The sequence below is a fragment of the Endozoicomonas sp. genome, from assembly GCF_031844845.1.
Classification (GTDB): domain Bacteria; phylum Pseudomonadota; class Gammaproteobacteria; order Pseudomonadales; family Endozoicomonadaceae; genus Endozoicomonas.
In genome coordinates this window covers 1-8,395 of sequence record NZ_JAVRMB020000044.1, presented here as the reverse complement: position 1 = coordinate 8,395, position 8,395 = coordinate 1, and the positions used below count along the sequence as shown (strand labels likewise).

General features: G+C 47.6%; 8 protein-coding genes. 6 read left to right on the top strand and 2 right to left on the bottom strand.

What is annotated here, in order from left to right; translation table 11 throughout:
• The 6 genes from RM811_RS01960 to RM811_RS01935 all read left to right on the top strand — a co-directional run.
• On the top strand, window positions 1–534 hold a 534-nt coding region (locus RM811_RS01960; RefSeq protein WP_402520247.1), incomplete at its 5' end, for an energy transducer TonB.
• Between the two features lie 25 nt (window positions 535–559).
• Complete coding sequence (locus RM811_RS01955; protein ID WP_402520245.1) at window positions 560–1,336, top strand: MotA/TolQ/ExbB proton channel family protein; 777 nt, start codon at window positions 560–562, stop codon at window positions 1,334–1,336.
• A complete protein-coding gene (locus RM811_RS01950) occupies window positions 1,333–1,773 on the top strand; it encodes an ExbD/TolR family protein (protein ID WP_402520243.1) in 441 nt (146 codons plus the stop codon). Before RM811_RS01955 ends, RM811_RS01950 begins: the two co-directional genes overlap by 4 nt.
• Window positions 1,770–2,675 (top strand): hemin ABC transporter substrate-binding protein, encoded by a 906-nt coding sequence (locus RM811_RS01945; protein ID WP_402520242.1) that lies wholly within the window; start codon window positions 1,770–1,772, stop codon window positions 2,673–2,675. The genes RM811_RS01950 and RM811_RS01945 overlap by 4 nt, the downstream gene beginning before the upstream one ends.
• Entirely contained in the window at window positions 2,665–3,717 is a 1,053-nt protein-coding gene (locus tag RM811_RS01940) for a FecCD family ABC transporter permease (RefSeq protein ID WP_402520240.1), read from the top strand. Before RM811_RS01945 ends, RM811_RS01940 begins: the two co-directional genes overlap by 11 nt.
• 2 nt (window positions 3,718–3,719) lie before the next feature.
• A complete protein-coding gene (locus tag RM811_RS01935; RefSeq protein WP_402520238.1) occupies window positions 3,720–4,535 on the top strand; it encodes a heme ABC transporter ATP-binding protein in 816 nt (271 codons plus the stop codon).
• A gap of 86 nt (window positions 4,536–4,621) precedes the next feature.
• Here the strand turns inward: RM811_RS01935 and RM811_RS01930 are convergent, their stop codons facing one another.
• Together RM811_RS01930 and RM811_RS01925 are read right to left on the bottom strand one after the other, a co-directional pair.
• Window positions 4,622–6,037 carry an AAA family ATPase gene (locus RM811_RS01930; RefSeq protein WP_402520236.1) on the bottom strand — a complete coding sequence of 472 codons (1,416 nt, stop codon included), beginning with the start codon at window positions 6,035–6,037 and terminating at the stop codon, window positions 4,622–4,624.
• A 411-nt stretch (window positions 6,038–6,448) separates the two neighbouring features.
• The gene (locus RM811_RS01925) at window positions 6,449–7,981 is read right to left on the bottom strand and encodes an ATP-binding protein (RefSeq protein WP_402520234.1); all 1,533 of its coding nucleotides are present in this window, start codon (window positions 7,979–7,981) and stop codon (window positions 6,449–6,451) included.
• Window positions 7,982–8,395: the final 414 nt, after the last annotated feature.

Sequence of the window (8,395 nt, the reverse complement as noted above, 5' to 3'; positions counted from 1 at the left end):
CAGGTTGAAGAGCCTGTGGTGAAAGAAGCGCCAAAGCCAGAACCCAAAGTCATCCAAAAACCGGTAGAAAAGGCTAAAGCCGTTCTTAAGAAGAAAGAACCCAAACCAGAGCCAGTCAAGAAAAAACCAAAAAAGATTGTTGAAAAGCCCAAACCGGTTGAAAAGAAACAGAAGCAGGCAGTGACGGAGCCAGCAGAGCCGGTGATGGAAAGAACGGTGACGGAAAAAAGTCCGTCGCCCGGGCTCAGTAATGAGCCAGTGATGGTGACCGAGCCTGCGATCCGTAACTGGGTTGAACCCCGTTACCCGAAACTGGCGCAACGCAGAAATCAGCAGGGTGTGGTGATGCTGGATGTGATTATCGATGAGCGAGGAAACCCGATCAGCATCGACATTCTTGAGTCATCCGGTTACCCCATTCTGGATAAGGCAGCTACGGAAGCCGTTAAACGCTGGTCGTTTAAACCAGAGCAGCGTAATCGCCAATTTGTGAAATCCCGGGTACATATCCCCGTCGCATTTGAAATCAGTTGATTTATTCTTTTAAGCAGGTAACGCCATGTTGACAGAAAATCTTGCATCACTGGGGATCATGGCCTGGCCATTACTGATCACCTCATGCCTTGGGCTGGCCATGATTCTTGAGCGGCTGGTGACCTATACCCTGCTGCCATCTATGAGCCGCAAAGGACTGACCCAGCTTTTTAATGAAGTGCGCCAGTGCTGTGACTGCGACAAACACGCTGAAAGCAAAAATGACCTTTGCAAGAATCTGCGACAGGGGCAAGGTGTTCGTCAGGGTATCGCCGTATTACTGAGCCACAACACCTGTAAAAAAGAAGTGCGGGAAGAAGTGGCCGGTCTCTGGCTACTCAAACAGAAACGCTCCCTGAATGCCTGGCTCAAGCCACTGATGTTGATTGGTGTACTGTCGCCTATGCTGGGTCTGCTGGGTACTGTTCTTGGCATGATTGATATGTTCCGGGATATTGCCGCTGTAGCAGGCCCGGTTACCCCGGACATTCTGGCCGCGGGTCTCTGGCAGGCCATGTTTACCACTGCGTTTGGCCTGATGATTGCCATTCCGGCACTGGCTGCCGCTCATGGCTTTGGTGTCTGGACAAACCATTATCTGGCCAAACTGGAGTTTGCCCTGAATCACACCAACCTGATTCTGGAAGGCCTGAGCATGGACGACGATGGATTGGCAACTGTGCCTTCAGTATCAACCGTTAAAGGCTTTAGCGTAAAAAATGATAGAGCCTGCACTGCCTCTGGCCGTCCTGAAGCTGCCGGTCTCCCGGAGATAGTCAATGCCGGAGCAGTAGCGGCATGATTCGGATCCACGACATTGATGAAACCAATGCCTCACTCTCCATGGCGGACCTGACTCCGCTACTGGATGTGGTATTTATTGTCATGGTGTTTCTTTTGTTCACTGCCAATGCGCAAACCCTTAGCCTGCCGGTGAACCTGCCTCAGGCGACACAACAGGAGGCTTCGGTAACCAGTGCACCAAAAACACTGACCGTCAGTATTCTGGAAGAAGGTGAGCCATGGGCTATAGGCGAGCAGAAGTTTAATCAGTGGGAAGTGTTCGCCACTTCGCTGCTGGAAAAAGTCAAACAGGCACCCGATACAACGGTTCTGATAGCCGGTGATAAAGATGCTCCCCTGGGCAATCTGGTCAAGCTGATGATGTTATTGAGCCAGCACAAAATTGAAGCGGCGCAGGTGTTGATGGAACAGGAAAGTGGTAGGAGCAAATCATGAAGAAAATAATTAAGCCTCTGGTTCTGTCAGCTGTTTTTGGACTTGTTTCCAATGCAGCCATGGCTCAGGAATCACACGACACTCAGCGCATTATTTCGGCAGGCAATGGTGTTACGGAAATCATCTACGCTCTGGGTGCAGGTGATCAGGTCATCGCGGTAGACCAGACCAGTACCTGGCCACAGGCCGTTAATCAGCTGCCAAGACTCGGCTATCACAAACAACTGTCTGCAGAGGGTATTCTTGCCCTTCAGCCAACGATGCTGATTGGTACAGACGACATGGGTCCGCCTTCCACACTGGCACAACTGGAAAGCGCAGGCGTTGACGTGGAAGCACTGCCACTGAATCATACGGCCGAAAGCATTGAAATCCAGATTAAATCTCTGGCGAGCATTCTGGGTAAAGAACAACAGGGAAATGAACTCTGGGAAACCATAGAAGACTCCCTGGAAGAAGCTGAGGCCCTGGCCGCTTCCTACGAGCAAAAGTATGAGAAAAAGGTACCGGTGCTGTTTGTACTGGCCATGGGTGGTCGTTCCCCAACCGTCTCGGGCAGTGGCACTGCAGCCAATGCGATAATTGATCTGGCGGGCGGTTACAACCCTGCAGCTGAGCAGTTCAAGGGGTACAAGGCGCTCTCCAATGAGGCCATGCTGCTGCTGGCTCCGGAGGTCATTATTTTCCCCGGCTCTACCAGTAATCCCGATGTAACCCCTGAGACATTACTGAAACAAATGCCTATCCTGAAGCAGACACCTGCAGGTCGCAATGGGCGTATCGTAGCCATTGATGGCAATATGCTGCTGGGTGGCCTGGGCCCGAGAACCGGAGAGGTTGCACTGTCTCTGGCAAAATCTTTTTATTCTGACGAAGGTAGCTCATCCGATAATGAGTCGTAATCATCAGGGGCCACTGCTGTTAACCGGGCTGGCAATCCTGCTGCCAGTCATGGTGATTGTGTCCATAGGCGTTGGCCCAGTACCCATTCCCGCAGGCGATATTCTGACCATTCTGTTTGATCGACTGGGCTTTTCATTTTCAGACAGCTCAATCAGCAGTCAGTCAGCACTGATTATTGAATCGATCCGTTTACCACGAACACTGCTGGGTTTAATCGTCGGCGGCTCTCTGGCTGTTGCCGGTGCTTCCATGCAGGGGCTGTTCAGAAACCCTCTGGCTGACCCCAGTATTATCGGTGTTTCCAGCGGGTCAGCACTGGGGGCCGGTATCGCCATTGTCCTGGGCGGCCTGTTGTTTGCCGACGCTCCGGCACTGCTGCAAAGCTATAGTATTTCCATTCTGGCCTTTGCCGGTGGTGTGCTCACCACCTGGCTGGTTTATAAAATAGGGACCAGCGACCATGGTACTTCCGTAGCCACCATGCTGCTGGCCGGTGTTGCTATTAATGCCCTGGCCGGTGCGGGCATGGGGATGCTGAACTACGTTGCTGATGACACCATGCTGCGGAACCTGACCTTCTGGCAGATGGGCAGTCTCGGGGGAGCGACCTGGGATCTGGTCACTATCTGTGCCACATTACTGATTCCCGTCATGCTTATTCTTGGACGCTATGGACTGGTGCTCAATGCCTTGTTGCTGGGCGAGTCTGAAGCGCGCCACCTGGGTATCGATGTCCAGAAGGTCAAACTGAAACTGATCTTCCTGACGGCTCTGGCGGTGGGTGTTTCTGTTTCCGTCAGCGGTATTATTGGTTTTGTCGGACTGGTAGTTCCTCACCTTATCCGGTTAGCCGTTGGCCCTGATCACCGTATTCTTCTGCCGGCTTCCGCTATGCTGGGTGGGGTTCTGTTACTGGCAGCAGATATGATTTCCCGAACCATTGTCGCCCCTGCAGAACTTCCCATTGGCATTGTCACTGCATTGATGGGTGCCCCTTTCTTCCTGTCACTGCTGTGGCAGCAGCGTAAAAGGATTACCTGACTATGGAAAGCGTGGAGAGCGTGGAAAGAGCCGCAGTAAATACGGTGAGTACTCTGCAAGTGCGGGACGTTTCGGTTCAAATTGGCGACAGATTCCTTCTTCAGGGTATCAACTTCACCCTGAATCCGGGGGAAGTCGTTTCTGTACTTGGCCCGAACGGTGCCGGAAAAAGTACGTTGATGAAAGTCATCAGCGGAGAAAGAAAACCGTCAACGGGCAATGTGCTGCTTAATGGGCGTAATGACTGGCCACTGAACCATCAGGCTTTGATGCTGGGTGTACTGCCACAGTCATCGTCATTGAGCTTTCCTTTTACGGTTGAAGAAGTGGTGCTGCTCGGGCGCATTCCCTGCGCCAGCGATCGGGACGAAAACCTGATGATTACCCGGAAAGCACTGGAAAAAGTGGATGGTTTACACCTGAAAGACCAGCACTACACGACCCTTTCCGGTGGTGAGCGCCAACGAGTGCATATGGCCAGGGTACTGGCACAAATCTGGGATGAAAGCGCTTATGGTCAGCGTTACCTGCTGCTGGACGAGCCGACGTCGGCACTGGACCCGGCACACCAGCAACTCACTCTTAAGATGGCTCGACAGGAAGCGAATCAGGGAATGGGCGTGATGGTGATTATGCACGACCTGAATCTGGCTGCACGATATTCTGACCGGATTGTGATCCTCAAAAACGGACAAATGGCCGCGGAAGGAACACCCCACCAGGTGTTGACGCCAGAAACCATCGGGCAGGTGTTTAATATTGAAGTCAGTGTGCCAGATCACCCGGTTTATCACTGCCCACTGGTTGTGAATCATTAAATGACCGCTTCCCGCTTCCCGCTTCCCGCTTCCCGCAAAAGCAAACCAGGCTTTTTCGGGCAGCGGGCAGCCCAGGAACGTCTACCCTAAGCATCGTCCTTTAAAGCGCTGACACCATACTGTTTGGAAAAAACTTCAAACACTTCCGTTAAATATTTCTCAAGGGAACGAAGACCAGTATCACTATCATTTTCGATAAATGATTCAATCATTTCACACCCTTCATCTGGAAGAAAAAAATCAGAAAACTCACTCCCAATGGATTGATACCGTTTTATTTTATTGGGAATTAACGTATCAAAAGCAATAGAGCTCTTGGTTTCAGTGGAGAATCCTGAAAAAACAATAGTATCCAGCCTTGAAGCAATGGCTTCTAACTCAGGACTATTATGACTCAGCGAATTAATATCACTATTACCAGCCAGAATAATAGTATCTGGAAGATGAACAATCGTTTTCAGATAAGGGCTGTAAAAATGCCGATTTTTGGGATCCAGCAATTTTAGAAGAAAAGACAGTATTTCCTTATTTCTTTGATCTCCGGAAATAAACAGGCGATCAAATTCATCAATCAATAAAATCTGATTTTTATGATTAATATCCCGAGAGGATTTCGTACTGGCAACAATAGCATCAACCAGCAGGCCCGGTTTACTGTCTTCCCGTTCAAATGATGTTCCAACAATATCATCAACCGAACTGCCATCCAGTGTTACCACCGCCAGATTAGTATCCATAGCCTCTGCCAGCTTCTGTGCCGCATAAGTTTTTCCTGTGCCCGGGGCACCTTGAAAATAGACCGGATAATGACTTTCACTAACCTGCGCTGCCATTTTCTGATAGGCAATTTCTGAATAAACAAATCGATCTAATCGTTCAACCAGGTTTGGCGAAAAATACTTCAGAGAACCCTCTATTGAATCAGAATTATACGTCAACGACTTTCTATAGAAGGGTAACCTGAGGGCCTTATCAAGAATTTTTTGTAGCCGTTTAAAGCCATCACTACTTGGCCTCTGCCAGAAATTATAGAAAAGCTCATCCTCAATATAGCTTTGAGTACTTTTCGGTAATAATGCTTTCTTGGAACCATAGGCAGTAACCAGGTTCACCTCCGGTAGCATCGGGGGGAATAATGAGTAATAAAAACCACGATACAAACTGGGTAGACTACCAAAAAACATTCCACCCCCGACCACTAACACAGGTAATGAGAGAATCGACCAGAAAACAACTTTTTCCCGGTTCACCATTGCCTGCCCTGCCAGCCAGAGCAGGTTTTTCGCAGCCCACTTGGCAGACAATCCACTAACCGCCACATAAAGTGCGCTCGTCGGCAGTACATTGTATAAAGGGTATTCTCTTAAGACCCAGGCGAACTGTTTTGCTGTTTCTTCTCTGGCTCTTCTAACGCTCCCTCCGACCATGTCTTCGGATTCATAGCCCGAATGTTGAGCACTTAATCGATCAAAAAATCGACTACTTGCAAGATATCCCCGCAATAAAGTCACCTGGGGAGCATCAGAATGTTGAGCTGATTCATCAGAACTGGCTTTCAAAATTATTAAAAAGAAAGGAACAATAAAACATAAAGCGATTCTTCTCATACCAACCCTTTTGCATTCAGTGTCATAACTCATCAGAGACAATCTGTTTTTTCAGGGGTAGACCGATCGTTTCAGCCAATCACTATCCCTCCGGAAATTATGTTTCAGAAAATGAACATAGTTGATAATTTTAATTTCAGGGTGAAATGTTCAAAATGATCGTCACCGGTATAGCTAACTGCTTCAAAAACCAACCAGAAAGGATCTTCATTAAACAACGATTTCCGGCGGGGTAGTCAGCCGTCGGTAAGCGATATTTTTCGCCCATGGCTGCTTATTAGATAATTAATAACTGGCAGCTCTGGCTTAGTAATAACTGTCACTCTGCACTTTGACGGGCTCTGGATTCCTTGGTTCGGGAATTTCATGAGCAAACATCTCAAAAACCTTTGAAATAGTCTTTTCAAGGGAGCGCAAGCCAGGGTCCTGATCCGTTTCAATAAAGGCATCGATCATTTCATGACCACTTTCAGGCAAAGTAAATTCTGCAAACATCTTACCCGATGATTGGTAGCGCCTCTCTTTATTCGGAATCATAATTTCTGTAGCAATAGCTTTTTTAGCTTCAACACTGAAACCTTCAAATACAACTTTATCCAGTCGTGAGGCCATTGCTTCAAGTTCTGGATCATGGACACTCAGCTCATGAATATCCAGATTTCCAGCCAGAATAATAGTTACTGGCAAACGTAGTTCGGTTTTCAAATAACGGCTGTAAAACGAACGGTTGGCAGGATCCAATAGCTTCAACATAAATGAAAGAACATCCCTGGTTTTTTCATTACCTGAAATAAACAGGCGGTCAAACTCATCGATCAGAAGCACCTGATTGTAATGGTTTACATCCTGGCTCGACTGCGTACGGGCAATAATGGCATCCAGAATTCTGCCAGCTTTGGCATCAATCGTTTCAAAGGGTGTACCAATAATGTCATCAATGGTTGCACCATCCAGCGTTACAACGGCAAGGTTAGTTCCCATTGCTTCTGCAAGCTGCCCGGCCGCATAGGTTTTCCCGGTACCCGGAGCACCCTGAAAATAAACCGGGTAATGAGTATCTCGTATGGTCGAATCGGCCTGCTGATAAATCAGTTCTGAATGAGCAAAGAGTTTCAAACGATCTGCCAGATCAGGAGAGTAATGACGCAAGATCTGTTCAATTTTTTCCTCATCGTAAACTAACTCTTTAGAGTAAAATGGTAATCTCAGTGCTTTATCCAGAATCTTTTGCAAACGGCTGAGCGCTTCGCTACCGGGACTTCTCCAAAAGCTATAGAAGAGTTCATCTTCTATATAATGCTGTGTACTTTTATCTAACAGACGTTTCTTTGCACCATACGCCAGAATCAAACTTTCCTCAGGTAAAGTCGGTGGAAATATTACGTGATTCGCTTCTATAAATGTTTGAATTATCGGTATTATTGATAGGCTGGCCAACACAGCGAGTGCTGTGAGCCTAAATGAAGCCCCAGCGGGTGAAAGGGCAATAAAATAATTAGCAATAGCATCGCTATTCGCATACGCGATAGCCCCGGCAACAGCAACCACTGTAGTGAATGCCGCATAAGGCATGAGTTCATATAACGGATATTCTCGCAATACCCACTGGTAATTCTCCCTGGTCTCGTCCCTCCCTATTTTTATCTGTGTCTCTATTGGCAGGCCGGAGCGACTGGCGTGGCTACTAACTCGATCAAAAAAACGATGATTCACCATATATTGGCGCAGATAGCTTATATGAAGTTTATCCAGCCCAACAGGTACTTCATCTGCCTGAGCAACAGGAAATAAAGTGAGAATCGTAAAAAAACAAATACTGACCTGCTTCAAAAGCTTCATTTACTACCACCTTATTCAATGAGAATTGATTGACCATTCGTGGTAGACAACATCTCATTTATGAAGGTTCAATAAGATGACTATTGAAATTGACCACGAATAGGATGGCAGGCTCGAAATACCAGACCCGTTCTCATCATTGTAAAAAACAACCAAATCATCAGCAGAAATAAAAATAATTTGATGGCAGCTCAGCCTGTCTGGTCAACCTCTCGCAAATGCTATTCATATTTACGCAAACCCCCATCCCGGCAACGGAAAACCGAAATTTTTCACCAGAATTTTGTTGATCTATATCAATTGCACACAACCCAATAAATACGAATAATAACGATTCTCATTTTTACAGTAGAACGATCCAATTATGGTTGCCAGACACACCCTGGGTTCCGAGCTGACCGGGATATCATCCCC

Excerpts from the sequence above, each read along its gene's own strand:
- RM811_RS01945 (WP_402520242.1), top strand. The coding sequence starts at position 1,770 with ATGAAGAAAATAATTAAGCCTCTGGTTCTGTCAGCTGTTTTTGGACTT.
- RM811_RS01925 (WP_402520234.1), bottom strand. The coding sequence starts at position 7,981 with ATGAAGCTTTTGAAGCAGGTCAGTATTTGTTTTTTTACGATTCTCACT.
- RM811_RS01955 (WP_402520245.1), top strand. The coding sequence starts at position 560 with ATGTTGACAGAAAATCTTGCATCACTGGGGATCATGGCCTGGCCATTA.
- RM811_RS01935 (WP_402520238.1), top strand. The coding sequence starts at position 3,720 with ATGGAAAGCGTGGAGAGCGTGGAAAGAGCCGCAGTAAATACGGTGAGT.
- RM811_RS01940 (WP_402520240.1), top strand. The coding sequence starts at position 2,665 with ATGAGTCGTAATCATCAGGGGCCACTGCTGTTAACCGGGCTGGCAATC.
- RM811_RS01950 (WP_402520243.1), top strand. The coding sequence starts at position 1,333 with ATGATTCGGATCCACGACATTGATGAAACCAATGCCTCACTCTCCATG.